Source organism: Pseudomonas sp. GW821-FHT02H06 (assembly GCF_059421525.1).
The window spans coordinates 80291-99225 of sequence record NZ_JBWKVD010000016.1 but is presented as its reverse complement, the minus strand read 5'-3'; the positions used below and the strand labels follow the sequence as shown (position 1 = coordinate 99225).

The 18935-nt window shown below is 61.6% G+C and carries 18 protein-coding genes and 1 pseudogene; 11 read left to right on the top strand and 8 right to left on the bottom strand.

The features are described 5' to 3' along the window. Positions 1-45 precede the first annotated feature (45 nt). Positions 46-1548 (top strand): polyphosphate:AMP phosphotransferase, encoded by a 1503-nt coding sequence (gene pap, locus AC07VF_RS21870; protein WP_192170972.1) that lies wholly within the window; start codon positions 46-48, stop codon positions 1546-1548. Positions 1549-1623: 75 nt separating this feature from the next. Here pap and AC07VF_RS21865 read toward each other — a convergent pair whose 3' ends face one another. Beyond that, positions 1624-2211 carry a UPF0149 family protein gene (locus AC07VF_RS21865; RefSeq protein WP_192170973.1) on the bottom strand — a complete coding sequence of 196 codons (588 nt, stop codon included), beginning with the start codon at positions 2209-2211 and terminating at the stop codon, positions 1624-1626. A gap of 210 nt (positions 2212-2421) precedes the next feature. Between AC07VF_RS21865 and recQ the strand changes: the two genes are divergently transcribed. The 5 genes from recQ to AC07VF_RS21840 all read left to right on the top strand — a co-directional run bounded on the left by recQ (position 2422) and on the right by AC07VF_RS21840 (position 8868). Beyond that, positions 2422-4548, top strand: a complete 2127-nt coding sequence (gene recQ / locus AC07VF_RS21860; RefSeq protein WP_495010071.1) for a DNA helicase RecQ — start codon at positions 2422-2424, stop codon at positions 4546-4548. Between the two features lie 175 nt (positions 4549-4723). Continuing rightward, positions 4724-5158: a MarR family transcriptional regulator gene (locus AC07VF_RS21855; protein ID WP_065986915.1), complete on the top strand. Its 435-nt coding sequence runs from the start codon at positions 4724-4726 to the stop codon at positions 5156-5158. Between the two features lie 143 nt (positions 5159-5301). Next, positions 5302-7629 (top strand): FimV/HubP family polar landmark protein, encoded by a 2328-nt coding sequence (locus AC07VF_RS21850; RefSeq protein ID WP_495010072.1) that lies wholly within the window; start codon positions 5302-5304, stop codon positions 7627-7629. Positions 7630-7632: 3 nt separating this feature from the next. Next, complete coding sequence (locus tag AC07VF_RS21845) at positions 7633-7929, top strand: Rdx family protein (RefSeq protein WP_495010073.1); 297 nt, start codon at positions 7633-7635, stop codon at positions 7927-7929. A 120-nt stretch (positions 7930-8049) separates the two neighbouring features. Then, positions 8050-8868, top strand: a complete 819-nt coding sequence (locus AC07VF_RS21840; RefSeq protein WP_192170976.1) for a UDP-2,3-diacylglucosamine diphosphatase — start codon at positions 8050-8052, stop codon at positions 8866-8868. Positions 8869-8937: 69 nt separating this feature from the next. On the opposite strand, the gene AC07VF_RS21835 is transcribed toward AC07VF_RS21840, so the two are convergent. After that, positions 8938-9249, bottom strand: a complete 312-nt coding sequence (locus AC07VF_RS21835; protein ID WP_423572691.1) for an Mpo1-like protein — start codon at positions 9247-9249, stop codon at positions 8938-8940. Between the two features lie 107 nt (positions 9250-9356). Beyond that, complete coding sequence (locus AC07VF_RS21830) at positions 9357-10811, bottom strand: TrkH family potassium uptake protein (RefSeq protein WP_282371117.1); 1455 nt, start codon at positions 10809-10811, stop codon at positions 9357-9359. Positions 10812-10985: 174 nt separating this feature from the next. On the opposite strand from AC07VF_RS21830, the gene AC07VF_RS21825 reads away from it, so the two are divergent. Next, complete coding sequence (locus AC07VF_RS21825) at positions 10986-11546, top strand: NAD(P)H nitroreductase (protein ID WP_192170978.1); 561 nt, start codon at positions 10986-10988, stop codon at positions 11544-11546. Positions 11547-11681: 135 nt separating this feature from the next. Here the strand turns inward: AC07VF_RS21825 and AC07VF_RS21820 are convergent, their stop codons facing one another. The 5 genes and pseudogenes from AC07VF_RS21820 to AC07VF_RS21800 all read right to left on the bottom strand — a co-directional run. Further along, positions 11682-13019: an ATP-binding protein gene (locus tag AC07VF_RS21820; RefSeq protein ID WP_192170979.1), complete on the bottom strand. Its 1338-nt coding sequence runs from the start codon at positions 13017-13019 to the stop codon at positions 11682-11684. 93 nt (positions 13020-13112) lie between these two features. Then, complete coding sequence (locus tag AC07VF_RS21815) at positions 13113-13556, bottom strand: Spy/CpxP family protein refolding chaperone (protein WP_192170980.1); 444 nt, start codon at positions 13554-13556, stop codon at positions 13113-13115. A gap of 282 nt (positions 13557-13838) precedes the next feature. Then, positions 13839-14516, bottom strand: coding sequence for a response regulator transcription factor (locus tag AC07VF_RS21810; protein WP_074890298.1), 678 nt, complete (start codon positions 14514-14516; stop codon positions 13839-13841). Positions 14517-14789: 273 nt separating this feature from the next. Next, complete coding sequence (locus AC07VF_RS21805) at positions 14790-15089, bottom strand: YciI family protein (RefSeq protein ID WP_192170981.1); 300 nt, start codon at positions 15087-15089, stop codon at positions 14790-14792. A gap of 30 nt (positions 15090-15119) precedes the next feature. Next, positions 15120-15698 (bottom strand): annotated as a pseudogene (locus AC07VF_RS21800) (septation protein A); the annotation flags it as partial. 65 nt (positions 15699-15763) lie between these two features. On the opposite strand from AC07VF_RS21800, the gene AC07VF_RS21795 reads away from it, so the two are divergent. The 4 genes from AC07VF_RS21795 (at position 15764) to scpB (ending at position 18918) form a co-directional block, all read left to right on the top strand. Beyond that, on the top strand, positions 15764-16624 hold the full coding sequence (locus AC07VF_RS21795; protein ID WP_346631117.1) for a PHP domain-containing protein: 861 nt from the start codon (positions 15764-15766) through the stop codon (positions 16622-16624). Positions 16625-16637: 13 nt separating this feature from the next. After that, the gene (locus tag AC07VF_RS21790; protein WP_192170984.1) at positions 16638-17270 is read left to right on the top strand and encodes an L-threonylcarbamoyladenylate synthase; all 633 of its coding nucleotides are present in this window, start codon (positions 16638-16640) and stop codon (positions 17268-17270) included. A gap of 80 nt (positions 17271-17350) precedes the next feature. After that, positions 17351-18109, top strand: coding sequence for a segregation and condensation protein A (locus AC07VF_RS21785; RefSeq protein WP_495010078.1), 759 nt, complete (start codon positions 17351-17353; stop codon positions 18107-18109). 17 nt (positions 18110-18126) lie between these two features. Then, positions 18127-18918: an SMC-Scp complex subunit ScpB gene (gene scpB, locus AC07VF_RS21780; RefSeq protein WP_282371077.1), complete on the top strand. Its 792-nt coding sequence runs from the start codon at positions 18127-18129 to the stop codon at positions 18916-18918. The last annotated feature ends 17 nt before the right edge of the window (positions 18919-18935 follow it).

Genomic DNA, 18935 nt, shown 5'->3' with positions numbered 1-18935 from the left:
TGCCCGCCGCCTGCTAGTCTTGACCGATCCTGAAGGGAGCCTTGAATGTTCGAATCCGCTGAAATCGGCCACACCATCGACGACGAAACCTACGACGCTGAAGTCCCGGCGCTGCGCGAGGCGCTGCTGGAAGCTCAGTACGAACTGCATGAGCAAGGCAAGCGCCAGATTATCGTGCTGATCAATGGCATCGAGGGCGCAGGCAAGGGCGAGACCGTCAAGCTGCTCAACGACTGGATGGACCCGCGCTACATCGAAGTGCGCACTTTCGATCAGCAAACCGATGAAGAGCTGGCCCATCCGCCGGTCTGGCGTTACTGGCGCCAGTTGCCGCCGAAAGGCCGCATCGGCGTATTTTTCGGAAACTGGTACAGCCAGATGATCCAGGGCCGGGTGCACAAGCGCTTCAAGGACCCCGTGCTGGATCAGGCCATCAACGGCGCCGAGCGACTGGAAAAGATGCTGGTCGACGAAGGCGCGGTGATCTTCAAATTCTGGTTTCACCTGTCCAAGCGGCAGATGAAGCTGCGCCTCAAAACCCTCAAGGATGATCCCCTGCACAGCTGGCGGATCAGCCCGCTGGACTGGCAGCAATCGAAGACCTATGACCGCTTTGTGCGTTTTGGCGAGCGCGTGCTGCGCCGAACCAGTCGCGACTACGCGCCCTGGCACGTCATCGAAGGCGTCGACCCGAACTACCGCAGTCTCACCGTTGGCCGCTTGCTGCTCGAGGGTTTGCAAAATGCTCTGAAGACGCCTGAAGGGGCGACCCATCTAGTCGGACTCGGCCCTTTGCCCAACAACAGCAACGAGCTGAGCCTGCTCGACAACCTCGACATGACCCTGGCGCTGGAAAAAGACGACTACGACGAGCAGCTGATCACCGAGCAGGCGCGGCTTTCGGGGCTCATGCGCGACAAACGCATGCGCCGTCACTCATTGGTGGCGGTGTTCGAGGGCAACGATGCAGCGGGCAAGGGCGGCGCGATCAAACGTGTCGCCGGAGCCCTCGATCCGAGGCAATACCACATCGTGCCAATCGCCGCGCCCAGTCAGGACGAGCTGGCTCAGCCTTATCTGTGGCGGTTCTGGCGGCAGATTCCGGCGCGGGGGAAATTCACCGTGTTCGATCGGTCATGGTACGGGCGCGTGCTGGTCGAGCGAGTCGAAGGCTTCTGCTCCGAGGCGGACTGGTTGAGGGCTTACAGCGAGATCAACGACTTCGAAGAGCAGCTCACGGATTTCGGCGTGGTGGTGGTGAAGTTCTGGCTGGCGATCGACGACAAAACCCAGCTGGAGCGTTTTCAGGCGCGGGAGAAAGTGCCGTTCAAGCGCCACAAGATCACCGAGGATGACTGGCGTAACCGCAGCAAGTGGCCGCTTTACCGCGAGGCGGTGGGCGATATGGTGGACCGCACCAGCACTGAAATCGCCCCGTGGACGCTGGTGGAGGCTAACGACAAACGCTGGGCACGGGTAAAGGTACTGCGCACGATCAACGAAGCGATCGAGGCGGCATTCAAGAAGAGTGACAAAAAGCACAAGTAGCAGGGAGGGGGACGTACGAGCCGGAGTCGGCTCGTACGCTTCTCAATCGGTAACGGTGGGACGTTATTGTCGAGCTTAGTGGTGGCGCGGCTTGAGGATCGCCGGCTTTTCATCCGGGGCTTGAAGCAGCAGATACAGCGCGGTCAGCGCTTCCGGGATCTGCACGATCATGTCGTCCATCAGGTTGGCATCGGCGGCGATGTCGGCGAACTCTGGCTGTTCATCGAAGAGACCGGAACCGACCATGATCGGCAACAGCATCTCGCTGACTTCCTCTTCGTCGTTCTCGAACCAGGCGGATTCGCGCAGGAACACGCCTTCCATGAAACCGATGCACCAGCCACGCAGCTCGGAGTCGTCGGGGTCATCGCCCAGGTCGAGATCGCACGGCAATTCGAACTCTTCGTCCGACGCCAGCTGACGAGCGATGTGCGCCTTGAGCTGGATCAGGGTGGCTTCGATTTCCTCGTGCTGCGCTTTGTCAGCGTAGTGCGGGGGCTCGGCGAACAGTGCGTCGATCCACTCGCGATCCGGCACGGTTTCGGCGCAAATGGACAGCGCGGTCAGATAGCCGTGGGCGGCTACGTAGTCCAGCGCTTCGTCATGCAGCTCATCGGCATCGAGGAAGGCTTGCAGGCGGTGTAATTGCTCAGCGAAGGACATTGACAGACTACCTTGGGAATAAACGATGCTGAATTCTAGGCCCTGAGGGCGCCCGGCGCCAGCGGCGAGGCCACTGGAATCGGTATTCCGGTTAATTTCGACCGCCGGTGTCACCGCTGTCCAATCTGTCGGAGCGCTCCGGTATACTGCCGCGCTTTGCGATTTCCACAGCGATTCTCGACCGCTGTTGCGGCACCATCCGGGGTACTTATGCTCGACCAGGCTCAACGCGTACTTAAAGACATCTTCGGCTACGACAGCTTCCGTGGTCGCCAGGGTGCCATTATCGAGCGCGTGGCCAGTGGCGGTGATGCATTGGTGCTGATGCCCACCGGGGGCGGCAAATCCCTGTGTTTCCAGGTGCCGGGCCTGTTGCGCGACGGCCTCGCGGTGGTGGTTTCGCCGCTCATTGCGTTGATGGACGATCAGGTGGCGACGCTGGAAGAACTCGGTGTTTCAGCCGCCGCGCTGAATTCCACGCTCAGCGCCGAACAACAGCGCGACCTCGCCAACCGCATTCGCCTGGGCGAAATCAAGATGCTGTACCTGGCGCCGGAGCGTCTGGTCCAGCCGCGCATGCTGTCGTTTCTGCAGAACCTCAAAATCGCCCTGTTCGCCATCGACGAAGCCCACTGCGTGTCGCAGTGGGGGCATGATTTCCGTCCGGAATACCTGCAGCTGGGGCAACTGGCCGAGCTGTTCCCGGACGTGCCGCGCATTGCCCTGACCGCCACGGCCGACAAGCGCACCCGCGAAGAGATCGTCGAGCGTCTGCACCTGCAGAACGCCGAGCGCTTCCTGTCGAGTTTCGATCGCCCGAATATTTTTTACCGCATCGTGCCCAAGGAACAGCCGCGCAAGCAGTTGCTGGCGTTTCTGTCCGAGCGGCGCAGCGACGCCGGCATTGTTTATTGCCTGTCGCGCAAAAAGGTCGAAGAGACCGCGGCGTTCCTCAGCGACAACGGCTATCCGGCGCTGCCCTACCACGCCGGCTTGCCCATCGAGACCCGCTCCGGCAATCAACGGCGCTTCCTCAATGAGGAAGGGCTGATCATGGTTGCCACGATTGCATTCGGCATGGGCATCGACAAACCCAACGTGCGGTTCGTGGCGCACATGGATCTGCCCAAATCGCTGGAAGCCTACTACCAGGAGACGGGCCGGGCAGGGCGCGACGGTCTGCCGGCCGATGCGTGGATGGCATACGGTCTGCAAGACGTCCTGATGCTCAAGCAGATGCTGCAGAACTCCGAAGGCGACGAGCGCCACAAGCGCGTCGAGCAGCACAAGCTCGACGCGATGCTGGCGCTGTGTGAAGAAACACGCTGCCGGCGTCAGTCGCTGCTCGCCTACTTCGACGAAATCATGCCCAACCCCTGTGGGCATTGTGACAACTGCGTCGATGGTGTGCAGACCTGGGACGCCACCGAACCCGCGCGACAGGCGCTGTCAGCGATCTACCGAACCGGCCAGCGCTACGGTGTGGGCCATCTGGTCGATGTCTTGCTGGGCAAGGAAAACGACAAGGTCCAGAGCTTCGGTCATCAGAAGCTGGCGGTGTTCGGTGTCGGCAAAAGCCGCAGCGAAGGCGAGTGGCGTTCATTATTCCGACAGCTGGTGGCGCGCGGTCTGGCGGACATCGATCTGGAAGGCTACGGCGGCCTGCGCCTGAGCGACACATGCCGACCGCTGTTGCGTGGTGAAGTCACCTTGCAGTTACGCCGTGACCTGAAACCGCAGACCACCGCGACAGCTTCCGGCAGCCCGGCGAGCCAGCTGGTGCGCGGCGAAGAGCGCGAACAGTGGGAAGCGCTGCGTACGTTGCGGCGCAAACTGGCGGAAGAACATGGCGTGCCGCCGTATGTCATCTTCCCGGATTCAACCTTGCTGGAAATGCTTCGCAGCCAGCCGGGCACCATGGCCGAAATGGGCCGGGTCAGCGGGGTGGGCGCGCGCAAGCTGGAGCGTTACGGCGAGGCCTTCCTCGAAGTGCTTGGCGGTGCTGCACCCGCGCCGCGTGTGGTCGCCGGTGTGCGGCATGAACTCATCAGCCTCGCTCGCGCGGGCATGACGCCGATGCAGATCGCCGGGCAACTGCAGTGCTCGGAGAAGAACGTCTATACGATGCTCGCCGAAGCGATCGGCAAACAGCAGCTTTCGCTGGATCAGGCGCTGGACCTGCCCGAGGACCTGATGACCGAGATTCAGGACGCGTTCCTCGACGGCGAAGGCGAACTGCCCCCCGTTGCCGCCATTGCCGAGCTGTTCACCGGCCGTGTTCCCGAAGGGGTGCTGTATTGCGTGCGCGCGGCGTTGCAGTCGGAATTCGAGGTTTAACCCGGCTCCCACCGCGGCCGGCTGCAAACGTTCAAGCAGTTCAAGGCACTTCAAAGGCATACCCGCCGCATCCCGGCCTGTGCGACGAATCACCGCGTCCAGGCGCTTGCCTCATGCCGGGCTCCATGGTTAGCTGCCTATTAATTAGGAATCGCCTTTAACCATCGAGTTACCTATGCCGTTAACCGAAGAACACCGCTTTGGCATGCAGCTAGCCCATATGTCCCGGGGCTGGCGTGCCGAGCTGGATCGCCGGCTGGCTGACCTGGGATTGTCCCAGGCGCGCTGGCTGGTTTTACTGCATCTGGCCCGTTTCAAAACGCCGCCGACCCAGCGTGAACTGGCCCAGAGCGTGGGCGTTGAAGGGCCGACCCTGGCACGGTTGCTGGACAGTCTGGAAAATCAGGGGCTGGTTCTGCGGCAGGCAGTGCTCGAAGATCGTCGGGCGAAGAAGATCGTTCTCTGCGACACAGCGCGGCCGTTGATCGAGAAAATTGAAACCATCGCCACTGCGTTGCGCCACGAGTTGTTTGCCGGCATCGATGAAGAAGAACTGCTCATGTGCATGCGCGTTCATTCGAAAATCCTCGCCAATCTCGAAAAATCCTGAAAACCGCGCGAACGCCCGCGACAAATACATTGATGCGGGCGAAACATCCTGTTCTATTTGCACCCATACTGATGATGCCCGGATGACGTGTCCGGGCGTACCGAATGTGCAGGGAAGCCTGCCTCGTCTTCAAAAGGGTTCGCATGCGGAAGAGTTTTCAGGCCGGTAGTCGTCGCGAAGGAGATGCGCCCCTTCGCGTTCAGTCAGGTCTTCGTTCGGGTTTGCTCGCCATCGGTCTTGCTTCGGCCGCGTTGCTGCACAGCTCCGTGGCGGCTGCGCTGGGGCTGGGCGAGATCAGCCTGCATTCCGCCCTCGGGCAACCCTTCAATGCCGATATCGAATTGATCGAAGCGGGTGGGCTGAGTCCCGAGGAAATCGTCGTTGGGCTCGCGCCGCCCGAGGCCTTCACCAAGGCTGGCGTTGAACGCGTGTTCTTTCTCAACGACCTGCGTTTCACCCCGGTGATCCGTGGCAACCGCAGTGTGATTCACATCGAATCGCACAAGGCAGTCACCGAGCCTTATTTGAATTTCCTCGTCAGGCTGGTACGGCCTAACGGCGACCAGCTGCATGAATACACCGTGTTGCTCGACCCGCCGACATCGCCCACGGGACTCGCCGCGACGCGCAGCCGTACTCAATCGCCGGCGGCCAGCGCGAAGAATGATGAGTCGCGTCTGCCGGTTGCGCCGCCCCAGGCTCGACAAGGCAAGCATTACACGGTTGTGTCCGGCGACACCCTGGCGGGTATTGCCCGTCAGGTACAGGCGCCGGGCAGCAAGACCTCTTCTGCCGAGTTGATAAAAGGTGTGGTGGCGCTCAATCCGCAAGCGTTTCCCAATGGCGAGCGCAGCCAGTTAAAGGTCGGTCAGAGCCTTTTGCTGCCGGACAACGCCGTTGAACCGAAGACCGCCAGTGCGCCCGCCGCTGCAGGCAGCAACCCCTCGGCAGCAGCTTCCACCTCGACGTCTACCCCGGCGAACCAGAACGCGGTCGATCAGTTGTCGGCGACGGCACTGGAAAACCAGCAATTGAACAAAACGCTGGACGACCTCAAACAGCAAGTCCAGACGTCCACCGTCGAAGAGGCCGACAAGGACAAGCAGATCATCGAACTGCAGACCCAGCTCGCCGAACTCAAGGCGCAGTCGGCCAAACCTGCGCCCGCTGCTCCGACGGCAGGGGCGGTGACGACTGCGACTCCCGCTACAGCGCCAGCTCCGATAGCCACTCCCGCACCAGCGCCGACGCCGGTGCCGGTTGCCGCCGAGTACGATGACTTCCCCTGGACGTCGATTCTGGCAGCGTTGCTGGTGATATTGCTGCTGCTTGCGCTGGCCTGGTCGGTGCGCCGCAACCGGCTCAAAAATCAGCTGGCTCTTGAGCCCGTGCCTGTCGAGCCAGTGGTCAGGCCTGCCGCGACGGTCACGCCGGTCTTCGAAGTGCCGGCTGTTACTGCGGCGCGTCCAGCCTCGGCAGCGCCTGCCGGCCAGCGCCTGGCCGGTGCCGCCACCGACGCGCTGGATGGTGCGAGCATCTACATCGCCTACGGTCGTTTCGCCGAAGCGCTGGCCATTCTGCGCGATGCGCTGGACAAGCAGCCCGAGCGTACCGATGTCCGCCTGCGCATCCTCGAACTGCTCGGCGAGCAGGGCGACGTGGATGCGTATGACGAGGAAGAACGAGTCCTGCTGAGCCAGGGCGTCGATGGGCAGAAGCTCCAGGACATCCGCAGCCGCTATCCGAAACTGAAGCCCGAGCCCGTTGCTCCCGAACCGCCGTCCGCGCCAGTCGCCTCGCCTCCCATGACCTCGGCGGCAGCGCCTGCGGCGGCGCTGGGTGCAGCCGCGGTGCTGGCCAGTCAAACAGCCTCGGCCAGTCAAGCATCAGACGACCACCCAGAGCTCAGCCTGACAGAGCCCGCCCAGCTGGACGAAAATACGGCCGCATCGCTGAACCCGGTTGACCCTGCCGACGATTTCCAGCTCAACCTCGACGATCTCTCCATGGACGCCGACTGGGATCTGGTTGATCCGTTCGACAGCAAGCCCGCTCCCCGCAAGCCCGCGCCGGCGCCCGAGGCCGAACCTGAACTGGACACGTCGTTCTCGTCCGACCTGACGCAACTGCCTGAGGTTTTCGAGATGCCGGAAGAGCAGTTCCTCAGCGATTTTGCCGAAGAGGAAACGCCGCCGGAAATGGACGTCCAGTTCGAACCGGGTCCGGCAGCCGTCGTGCAGAGCAACAGCGATTTGCTGGACGACGCTTTTCTCGACAGCTTCATGATCGAGGAGGGCGGCTTTGACTTGCTGAGCCTGGACGAAGAGCCGCTCAGCAAGATCAATGAGGCGCAGGTTCTGATTGATGAAGGCAACATCGACGGAGCCCGCCGGCTGTTGCAGGAAGTGATCGACGGCTCTGACGACGGACCTCAGCAAACGGCCCGTGATCTGCTGGCAGGGTTGGGCTGACCGATGTCCGCCAAGCCTGAAATCACCATCACCTACTGCACGCAATGCCAATGGCTGTTGCGTGCCGCCTGGCTGGCTCAGGAGTTGTTGAGCACCTTCACCGATGACCTCGGCAAGGTGTCGCTGATCCCGGGCACCGGCGGTGTGTTCCGCATCACCTGCGATGATGTGCAGATCTGGGAGCGCAAGTCCGACGGCGGGTTTCCCGAGGCCAAGGTACTCAAGCAGCGGGTGCGCGACCAGATTGATCCGGCCCGGGACCTGGGGCACAACGATCGTCACGCCGGCCTCGACACCTGAATGCGCATCGGCTGTCGCAAAGTGTTAATCGGTAGGCCGTGTCATCAAAGCTAAACACGGTCGTCATGTTCATATCACCGACCACGTCCACGCTTGGGAAAACCCAAGTGGAGGTGGTCCATGAGCATTGCCGAGAACGTGAAACCCAGCCGTAAGCAACGTGTCCGGACCTTGTGGATCTCCGATGTGCACCTGGGAACCCGTGACTGCCAGGCCGAACACCTCTCCGGATTTCTCAAGCAATACCATGCCGACAAGGTGTACCTGGTCGGTGACATCATCGACGGCTGGAAGATGCGCGGCGGCATGTACTGGCCGCAGGCCCACACCAATGTCATCCGCCGCCTGCTGACCATGAGCAAGCGTGGTACGGAAGTCATCTACGTCACCGGCAACCACGATGAATTCCTGCGCCGCTACTCGAAACTCATTCTGGGCAATATCCAGCTGGTCGATGAAGCCGTGCACCTGACCGCCGATGGTCGTCGGCTGCTGGTGATCCACGGTGACCAGTTCGACGTCATTACCCGCTACCATCGCTGGCTCGCCTTCCTTGGCGATTCGGCCTACGAATTCACCCTGACCCTCAATCGCTGGCTCAACCACTGGCGCGCCAAATACGGTTACGGCTATTGGTCGCTGTCGGCGTACTTGAAGCACAAGGTCAAGACGGCCGTGAGCTTCATCAGCGACTTCGAGGAAGCCATCGCCCATGAGTGCGTCAAGCGCGGGCTGGACGGGGTGGTGTGCGGACATATTCACCACGCCGAGATCCGTCAGGTGGGCGGCGTGGAATACCTCAACTGCGGCGACTGGGTGGAGTCCTGCACGGCCTTGATCGAACATTGGGATGGCACGATCGAGCTGTTCCGGCTGGCCGATGCACACGTCAAAGCCAAAAGCCCGCAAGCGCCGGAACCAGTGGGCGAAACGGTCTGAGCGCCAGCCGCTTTGTAGCTCAATAGGGGCGGCAGCAAGGCGTCATAAGTGATGCCGAGGGAGTGCCGATCAAAACGGCACTTTGCCCCTGAGCATGTCCTTGTACATCACGAAATCGCCGAGCAGGCTGTAGAACGGATGCTTGAACGTAGCCGGGCGGTTTTTCTCGAAAAAGAAATGGCCGACCCAGGCGAAGGTGTAGCCCGCCAGCGGCAAGACCCACAACAACGTCCAGCTAGCGTTGAGCACGGCGAATGCCAGGATCAGGATAACCAGACTTGTGCCGATGAAATGCAAACGGCGGCAGGTGCTGTCGCGGTGTTCCTGCAGGTAGTACGGATAGAAGTCTGCGAATCGGTCGAAACGCTTCATTGTTTCCACAAAACTGTGCTCCGAGGCAGGGTATTGGCTGAGCTTAGTTCAGCCCCCGCCGCTCGCCGCGAAATTTCTAAGGGCTTCGCGAATGACATGGCCCGGCCCGCAGTGTTCTAGTGCCGCCAGAACGCCGGGATGCACAGCACCAGCACCGTGATGATTTCCAGCCGACCGAGCAGCATCCCCAATGAGAGAATCCACTTGGCGGCATCCGGCAGCGTCGAGAAATTGCCCGCCGGGCCGATGGTTTCACCCAGCCCTGGCCCTACGCCTGAGACGGTGCTGGCGGCGCCGGTCAGCGCGGTCATCCAGTCCAGCCCCAGCAGCGACAGCATCAGCGCGATCAGGCAGATGGTGAAGGTGAAAAAAAATGAGAAGGTCAGGATCGAGCGCACGATTTCGTCGTCCAGCCGGTGACCGTTGTACTTCTGCTTGATCACGGCGCGTGGGTGAATCAACTGGTGCAGATTGGCGCGCAGCAGGATGTAAGCGACCTGAAAGCGGAAGACCTTCACGCCGCCGGCCGTTGACCCTGAACACCCGCCGATGAACCCCAGATAGAAAAACAGCATCAGGGCGAAGTTGCCCCACAGGCTGTAATCCCCCAGCGCGAAGCCGGTGGTCGTCACCACCGAGGTCACGTTCAGCGCCACATGGCGCAACGCGTCATACCACGGCAGATCGGTCGTCGCCCAATACCAGGCGCCCATCACCAGCCACGTCACCAGCAGCAGGACGAGGAAGCCCTGCACCTGCTGATCCTTGAGCAGCGCTCCGCGATTGCCCCGCAGCGTCGCGACATACAGGGTGAACGGCAGGGCGCCGAGGATCATCACCACGATCGCCACCCAGTGCACGGCCGGTTGTGGCCATTTCGCCAGGGACTGATCCGAGGTGGAGAAACCGCCGGTCGAAATCGCCGACATCGCGTGGTTGATCGCGTCGAACAGGCTCATGCCCGCCCACCAGAATGCCAGCGTGCCCAGCACGGTGATGCCGAGGTAAACCAGGACGATGAACTTGGCGACCATGTGGGAACGCGGCATGACTTTTTCGGAACGGTCCGACGACTCGGTCTGGAACAGGCGCATGCCGCCGATGCGCAACAGCGGAAGAATCGCCACCGCCATACCGATGAAGCCGATGCCGCCGAGCCAGTGCAGCAACGAACGCCAGATCAGGATGCCGGGGGACATGGTGTCCAGCCCGCTGAGCACCGTGGAGCCGGTCGCGGTGATGCCGGACATGCTTTCGAAGAAGGAGTCGGTGTAGCTGATGTGTTGCGTGAGCAGAAACGGCAGCGCCGCGAAGACGCAGACGATGACCCAACTGCTGACCGTCAGCAGGTACATGTCCCGCGGGCGCAGGTGTACGTGTTCCGGCCGGCCCTGACCCACCAGCGCCAGCCCGGACACGAAAGTGATCAGGCTCGACCACAGAAACGACGGCATGTCGGCGGTGCGGTGGAAGATCATCAGGGTGACCATCGGCACGACCATGGCGATGGCCAGGGTAATCAGGAAGATGCCGATAATGAAACCGATGATGCGGAGGGTCGGCAACGCCATGCAGTCGCTCTGATCAGGTAGTGAGAGGGCGGCCATTCTACTCGCGGGCCCGTTCGTGTAAACCGAGGCATTTCCGAGAGTGTTGTAAGTAAATGCCCTGGTTAATCGTTATTGAAGTTCAAGACTGCACCCAGGGCACTACAATGGCCCGTCATTTTTCCTGGAGACGACTTAATGGAAGCGCTCGACGTATTGCTTAATCGCGTGTCCGTGCCCCGCTTGATCGAACCCGCTCCAAACGCCGAGCAACGCGAGATCCTCTTTGGCGCCGCCCTGCGCGCGCCGGACCACGGTGTGTTGCGGCCCTATCGCTTTCTGACCGTCGAAGGCGACGCACGTAACCGCATGGGAGACTTGCTGGCCCAGGCATTGATCGACAAAGGCGGCGAGGTCGACGCCAAAGCGCTGGAAAAGGCTAGAAACGGGCCGTTGCGCGCGCCCTTGGTGGTCGTGGTCATCGCCAAGTTGACTGACCACTTCAAAGTGCCGAAAAAGGAACAAGTGATCACCGCAGGGTGCGCTGCCCATGGCATCCTCCTGGCCGCTTATGCGATGGGCATTGGCGCGGTCTGGCGCTCGGGGGATTTGTCCTACTCCCGCCATGTCGCCGAAGGGCTGGGGCTGACAGCAGACGAAGAAGTCGTCGGTTTTCTTTACCTGGGCACCCCGCAAAACCCGCCCCGCGAACCGGCAAAGCCGGACGTGGCCGAGTTTGTCAGCGCGTGGGAGGGTTAGTGGGACCGGCTTTAGCCGGGAAGGCATCAGGCGTTACGCCGCAAAACTGAGGGTGTGCATACCGGCCTCTTCCCGGCTGAAGCCAGTCCTACTGGGTACCGCACCCATTCAGCGGGAGTGGCTGCGACCGGTGAATCAGCCGTGCAGAGCGGTCAACTGGCGGGGCACCACGATGCTGGCCACGAATCCGCCCTGCGGGTGATTGCCCAGCACCAGCGTCCCGCCGTGCTTCTCGGCGGCGCGTTTGGCAATCGCCAGACCCAGACCGTAACCCGGTGCGGTCTGGTTTGGCGCGCGATAGAACGGCTCGCCCAGCTGCGCCAGATGCTCCGGATTGGCACCGGGCCCGTGATCCCGCACGCTGAGACGCAACTCATCCCCCGCAGTGCTCGCACTCAACTCGATCGGTTGCCCCTCCGGATTGAAACGCAGCGCGTTGCGCAGCAGATTGTCCAGTGCCCGTTCCAGCACGCTCGGCCAGCCCTGCAACTGCACGCCAGGTTCCACCGACACCGAAACCGTTTGCTCGCCGCCGCCCATTTCCGTCTCAGCCTGCAAATGATGCAGCAGCCCTGACACATCCACCGCCGTGGCGCTGCCCATGTCGGCATCCAGTCGCGCCAGTGCCAGAATTTCACTGATCAACTCTTCCAGGCGGTCGCACTCACGGGTCAGGCGCGGCCACAGCTTGTCGCGCTCCACCGGCTCGGCGCGTTCGGCCAGGGCCAGGGCGATCCGCAGCCGGGCCAAAGGAGAGCGCAACTCATGGGAAACGTCGCGCAGCAGCTGGCGCTGGCTGCTGATCTGACTTTGCAGGCGGGCGCCCATGCGGTTGAAGTCATTGGCCAGCACACCGAATTCATCGCGACGGTTGGCCAGTTGCGCCAGGCTGTTCTGCTGATACGTGGTTTGGCCGAGGTCATGCACCGCGCCGCGCAAACGGCTTAACGGGCGGGTGATCGACAACGTCACCATCAGGCTGAACAACGTCAGCACCACCAGCGCGATACCCAGCGCACTCAGCGGCCAGACCAGACTGTCGCGGTGCCACGCGTCCAGCTCCGGATGAGGGATGCGGTAAATCAGCAGGTAGGTTTCGCCGGTTTTTTCACTGGTGTATTCGGTGGTCAGGCGCCGCCAGGGCAGCGGGCGTGTGTCGTCATTCTGCCGCTCTTCAAAGGCCGCGGCGCGGGGCGGGAAGGTGCCGGGGATCACCGCTTCGCCGCTGTCGTTCAGCACCTGAACGTCGATGTGGTATTTGCGCTTGAGGTCTTGCAGATAGTCCTGGGCAGATTTCTCGCCTTGGCCTTCGTACAGCTCGACCCACTTCTGCGGCAAGTTGTGCAGACCAGGATGGCGACTGAGGATCCAGGCGTCCTGATTGAGCACATGCCCCATCAGAATCGACAGGCCCGCCACCAACGCGATCGCCAGCCAGAAGCTGGCCAGGATTCTCCAGAACAATGAACGCACGTGCTGCCCTCGACCCGGTTCGTCAAATAGAAAACCCGACACGCCGGGGAGCGTGTCGGGTTGGGGGAAGTGTAATGCCGCGCCAGCAGCCGGTTACTGAGTTTTTTGCGCTTTCTGCGCTTTCCAGGCTTCGAACTCGGCGCGGTCCGCACGGCGCTGGGCTTCATCCTTCTGGATCTGGTCGAAGGTCTTTTGTTGCTCCGGTGTTAGCAGTGCACGGATGTCGGATTGGGTTTTGGCCCGGGCAGCTTCCTGTTCATCCTTCATCGCTTTCTGGTCGGCAGCCGACAGCTTGGCCAGGTACTTCTGGGTGATCTCGTTGCGGCCGTGCCATTGAGCGCCCATCAACCTGTCGACTTGCTGACGTTGATCCGGGGTCAGGTTCAGCTGTTCCAGAGGACCTTTGCGGTGATGCATGCCAGGCCCATCAAAGCCTGGACCACCAGGGCCACCCATCGGGCCGCCTTCCGGAGGCATGGCCATTGCAACGGTAGGGAGGGCTGCGGCGAACATCAAAGCCATCAAAGTCTTGCGCATGGTGAATCTCCTTGTCTCGATTTCGGCTCTGTGCCGGTTGAGGCCAGTTTAGGGAGATCAAGGTCAAGGGAGGTCAGGCGTGGGTAAAGCTTGGGTAAAGGGGGCGCGCTGGCGTGTTGACGTAATGGGCCGGTTACCGAGTGCGCGCCCAGCTGTAAGCGGCAAGCCACAAGCTTCAAGCCAAAAGCAGTCCGGCTTCGCTGCCGATGCTGTTGCTTGTGCTGTCGCTGTTGCTTGCAGCTTGCAGCTTGCAGCTTGAGGCTTACGCTCCCAACTCCCTCGTCAGAGGCTGTAATAATACCCACGGCTGCGCAGGGCCACTATGCGCGGGCGGCCGTCGGCGTGGGGGCCGATCTTCTTGCGCAGGTTGCTGACGTGCATATCAAGGCTGCGGTCGTAGAGCGTCAGCTTGCGACCCAGGGCCAGTTGCGCCAGCTCCTGCTTCTCGAGCGGCTCGCCGGGCTGGCCGAGCAAAGCCTCAAGCAGACGCGCTTCGGACACGGTCAGGGTGAATTCCTGCTCATCAATCGTGACCACCCCGCGCGCCGGGCTGAAGCACAGGTCGCCCAGCTCGATCTGCGACGAGACCGCCGTCGGATGGCTGCGGCGCAATACCGCGCGCAGACGCGCTGTCAGTTCACGGGGATCGCAGGGCTTGGCCAGGTAATCGTCGGCACCCAGTTCCAGACCGAGGATGCGGTCCAGCGGTTCGCCGCGAGCGGACAGCATCAGCACGGGGAGGTCGGGGTGATCGGTGCGCAATTGTTTGAGCAGTTCCAGACCGCTGCCGTCGGGCAGCATCACGTCCAGCACCACCGCAGCGGGTGCGGATTCGGCGAGCGCCTTGCGCGCGCTCTGGCCATCGTGGCAGGCGCGCACGGCGAACCCTTCCTGACTCAACCAACTGCTCAGGAGCTCACACAGCTCCTGGTCATCATCAATAAGTAGCAGCTCGCTCATGACTCACTCAATTTAGCCGTTGCCGACGACGTCTACGCCGGCCGCTGGCAAAGATACCGCGCTGAAGGGCCACCCTTGTTGCGCGGCCCCTCGCGACAAACCGTTGTTGTTCGATCAATACCCGCAAAGGCATGACCGCCCGTGCCTCTTTGAGCCGCAGTCAAAGCTCTTGGTTCTAGCAACTTATCGGCAGGCCAGTGCGAAGGGTGAGCAATGTAAAGCGGGTTGAAGGCGGTCCGGCTCATGTACGGAGCCGGGCGCTGGTCAGGCCTATCAGGGCAGGACTTGCTTGAACGGTTTGACGACCACGCCGGCGTAGACACCGGCTGCAACGTACGGATCGGCATCAGCCCAGGCCTGGGCGTCCTTGAGGGACTCGAATTCCGCGACGATCAGGCTGCCGGTAAAACCTGCAGTGCCCGGGTCGATGCTGTCCACCGCTGGCATCGGACCGGCGAGAACGATGCGGCCTTCGGCCTTCATTGCGTTCAGGCGATCAAGGTGCGCAGGGCGCGCGGCCAGGCGTTTTTCCAGCGAGTTGGCGACGTCGGTTGCCACGATTGCGTAGAGCATGTCAGTCCTCGTTTTTTTGTTTGAAGGCTGGGTGGACGGGTCGGCGTCATGGATGTGGCGAGCCAGGTAGATGCCTTGGCCCACCAGGAACAGCAGGGTCATGCCCAGGCTGCCGAACACCTTGAAGTCGACCCAGAATTCTTGATAGGTAAACGCCACATAGAGATTGGCCGCGCCGCAGAACAGGAAGAACACGATCCAGGCAATATTCAGCTTGGTCCAGACCGCCTGCGGCAGTGTGAGCGCGTGGCCCATGATGCGTTGAATCAACAGACGGTCGCCAATGAAGTGGCTGCCGGCAAAGATCAGCGCGAAGACCCAGTTGACCACCGGGGCTTTCCACTTCAGGAAGGTTTCGCTGTGGAAAGCCAGGGTCAGGCTACCGAAGACCAGACAGGCAATCAGCGTCAGCCACTGACTCTTTTCCAGTTTGCCCTGCCGGAAATAAAGGACGCCGTAGACCACCAGGGAACTGGCGATCAGCATCGCGGTGGCGCTGTAAATCCCGCCTACCATGAAGCTGTGGCCAAGGACATCGACGGCTTGCGGGCTGATTTTGTAAACGATGAAGAACAGGATGAGCGGGATGAAGTCGATGAATTGTTTCACAGTAAGAGCCAGAAGCTGGATGTGACGGCATAATAACAAACATCAATGACTGCGAAAGCGCCCCTATGAACGTCGATCTGCACTGCCACAGTACCGCTTCCGATGGCGCCCTTGCGCCCGCGGTACTCGTCGCGCGTGCCCATGAGCACGGCGTGAAAATCCTCGCGCTGACCGATCACGACACCCTCGAAGGCCTGGCTGAAGCCCGTACTGCGGCGGTTGCGCTGGGTATGCAGCTGATCGATGGCATCGAACTGTCCTGTACTTGGGGCGGTGCCACCATTCATGTGCTGGGCTATGCATTCGATGTGGATGCCCCGCAATTGCGTGAAGCCGTCGAGCAATTGCACACCGGACGCTGGTTGCGGGCCGAAGAAATAAGCCGCAAGTTGGCGATGAAAGGTATGCCCGGCGCGCTCGAAGGTGCGCGCGCAGTGCAGCAGGCACTGGGCGACAGCGGCAATGCGCCGGCCCGACCGCATTTTGCCGACTTTCTGGTTAATCAGGGGTTCGTCAAAGACCGCGCCGAAGCGTTCCGCAAATGGCTCGGTGCGGGCAAACTGGGCGACGTCAAGCAACACTGGCCGACCCTTGAGGAAACGGTGGCGACCCTGCGCGCCGCCGGAGCCTGGATCAGCCTTGCGCACCCTTCGCATTACGATTTCACCCGCAGCAAGCGTCGCAAGCTGGTCGCTGACTTCATCCAGGCCGGCGGCCACGCAATAGAAGTGGTCAACGGCCTGCAGCCTGCCGATCAGGTCGGCAGTCTGGCGATTCTGGCCCGTGAGTTCGGTCTGCTGGTCAGTGCCGGCAGTGATTTTCATGCCCCAGGCGCATGGTCTGAAATCGGCGTTTATCGCCCATTGCCCGAAGACCTGCCCCCCCTTTGGTGTCGGTTCAAACATGACCAGCCTACTGCCGTCTGAACAGGAAATTACCGTGAGTCAATTTTTCCAGGTCCACCCGGAGAATCCGCAAGCGCGCCTGATCAAGCAGGCCGTGGAAATCATCCGGGCGGGCGGTCTGGTGGTGTATCCCACCGATTCGTCCTACGCATTGGGTTGCCAGATGGGCGACAAGACCGCCGTCGAGCGCATCCGTCGCCTGCGTCAACTCGATGACAAACACAACTTCACGCTGATGTGCAGCGACCTTTCCCAGCTCGGGTTATTCGCCAAGGTCGACACGGCGGCGTTTCGCGTGCTCAAGGCGCACACGCCGGGGCCGTACACCTTCATCCTCGGCGCCACCCGTGACGTGCCGCGTCTGGTCCTGCACCCCAAGCGGCGGACCATTGGTTTGCGCGTGCCGGGTCATCCCATTGCGCAGGCGCTGTTGCAGGAACTGGGCGAGCCGCTGATGAGCGTCAGCTTGATCCTGCCCGGCGAGACCATTCCGATGAGTGACCCTTACGAGATGCGCGGGATTCTCGAGCATCAGGTGGACCTGATCATCGACGCAGGCGAGGGCGGCATTTCGGCCTCGACCGTGGTCAACCTGACCGATGGCGAGCCGCAGGTGGTGCGCGTGGGTTGCGGCGATCCGACGCCGTTCGGGGTCGAAGTCGAGTGACCCAGGCGCAAACGCTGGATGTTCAGACCGACGCTCACATCGACCCGCAGGCCGGCGCTCAGCAAGAGCTGCCGTTTGCCATGGTCTACGGTCAGGCCGTCACGCAGATGCCGGTCGATCTGTACATCCCGCCGGATGCGCTGGAAGTGTTCCTCGAAGCCTTCGAAGGCCCGCTGGACCTGCTGCTTTACCTGATTCGCAAGCAGAACATCAACATCCTCGACATCCCTGTGGCGGAAATCACCCGTCAGTACATGGGTTACGTCGAGCTGATGAAAACCGTGCGTCTGGAGCTCGCCGCCGAGTATCTGGTCATGGCGGCCATGCTTGCCGAGATCAAATCGCGTATGTTGCTGCCGCGCTCGGAAATGGCCGAGGAAGAAGAGGGTGACCCTCGCGCCGAGCTGATTCGCCGCTTGCAGCAATACGAGCGGTTCAAGGCGGCAGCTGAAGGCATCGACCAGCTGTCTCGCGTGGGCCGTGATGTCTTTATACCCAGGCTTGAGGCGCCCGAAGCGCGGGTGCGCAAGTTACTGCCGGATGTCGCCCTCGAAGAGCTGTTGATGTCGATGGCCGACGTATTGCGTCGTGGCGACATGTTTGAAAGCCACCAGGTCAGCCGCGAGGCGCTGTCCACCCGCGAGCGCATGAGTGATGTGCTGGAGCGCTTGAAAGGCGCGGGGTTCGTGCCCTTTGCCGAGCTGTTTACGGCAGAAGAGGGGCGGCTGGGCGTGGTGGTGACGTTCATGGCCGTGCTGGAACTGGTCAAGGAGCAACTGGTGGAGCTGGTGCAAAACGAAGCCTTCGCCGTTATTCATGTGCGGGCGCGAGCCGAATAAAGAGCAAGAGCTGATCAATGAACCTGAATGAACCCCGCGATCTGGCGCCGTTGCTCGAAGCGTTTCTGCTTGCCTCCGGAAAACCGCAGTCCCTGGAGCGCCTCTATGAGCTGTTCGAAGAGGGAGAGCGGCCCGAACCTCCGGTCTTCAAGAAGGCCCTGACGCTGCTGGCCAAATCCTGCGATAACCGCGCCTTTGAGCTCAAAGAAGTTGCCACCGGCTATCGCTTGCAGATCCGCGAGAAGTTCGCGCCGTGGGTCGGGCGCTTGTGGGAAGAGCGGCCCCAGCGTTATTCGCGGGCCCTGCTGGAAACCATGGCGCTGATCGCGTATCGCCAGCCGATCACCCGTGGCGAGATCGAGGACGTGCGTGGCGTCGCGGTCAATACCAACATCGTCAAGACCTTGATGGAGCGCGAGTGGATCAGAATCGTCGGCTACCGTGACGTACCCGGCAAGCCGGCAATGTTCGCCACCACCAAAGCTTTTCTTGATCACTTCAACCTGAAAAACCTCGATGAACTGCCACCGCTGGCCGACCTGCGCGAGATGGAAACCGAGCCGGTGCTGGAATTCGACGACGCGCCGGTGCCCGCGCATTTGCAAGCGTTGGCCGACGCCAGTCTGTCGCTCGATGCTGACGCCGAGCCCGAAGCGCCCCGGGATGAGACCAGTTTCCGCAGCCTGCTGGCCGAGCTCGACACCATGGAGCAGGGCCTGAAAATCGACTTCGACGATTTATTGCTCGATGAGGCCGATAAAGAGTCTGAATTGGAAGAACCGCCGCAGGACGATGAAGATCCGCGGTGACGATGGCTGTGGCGGAA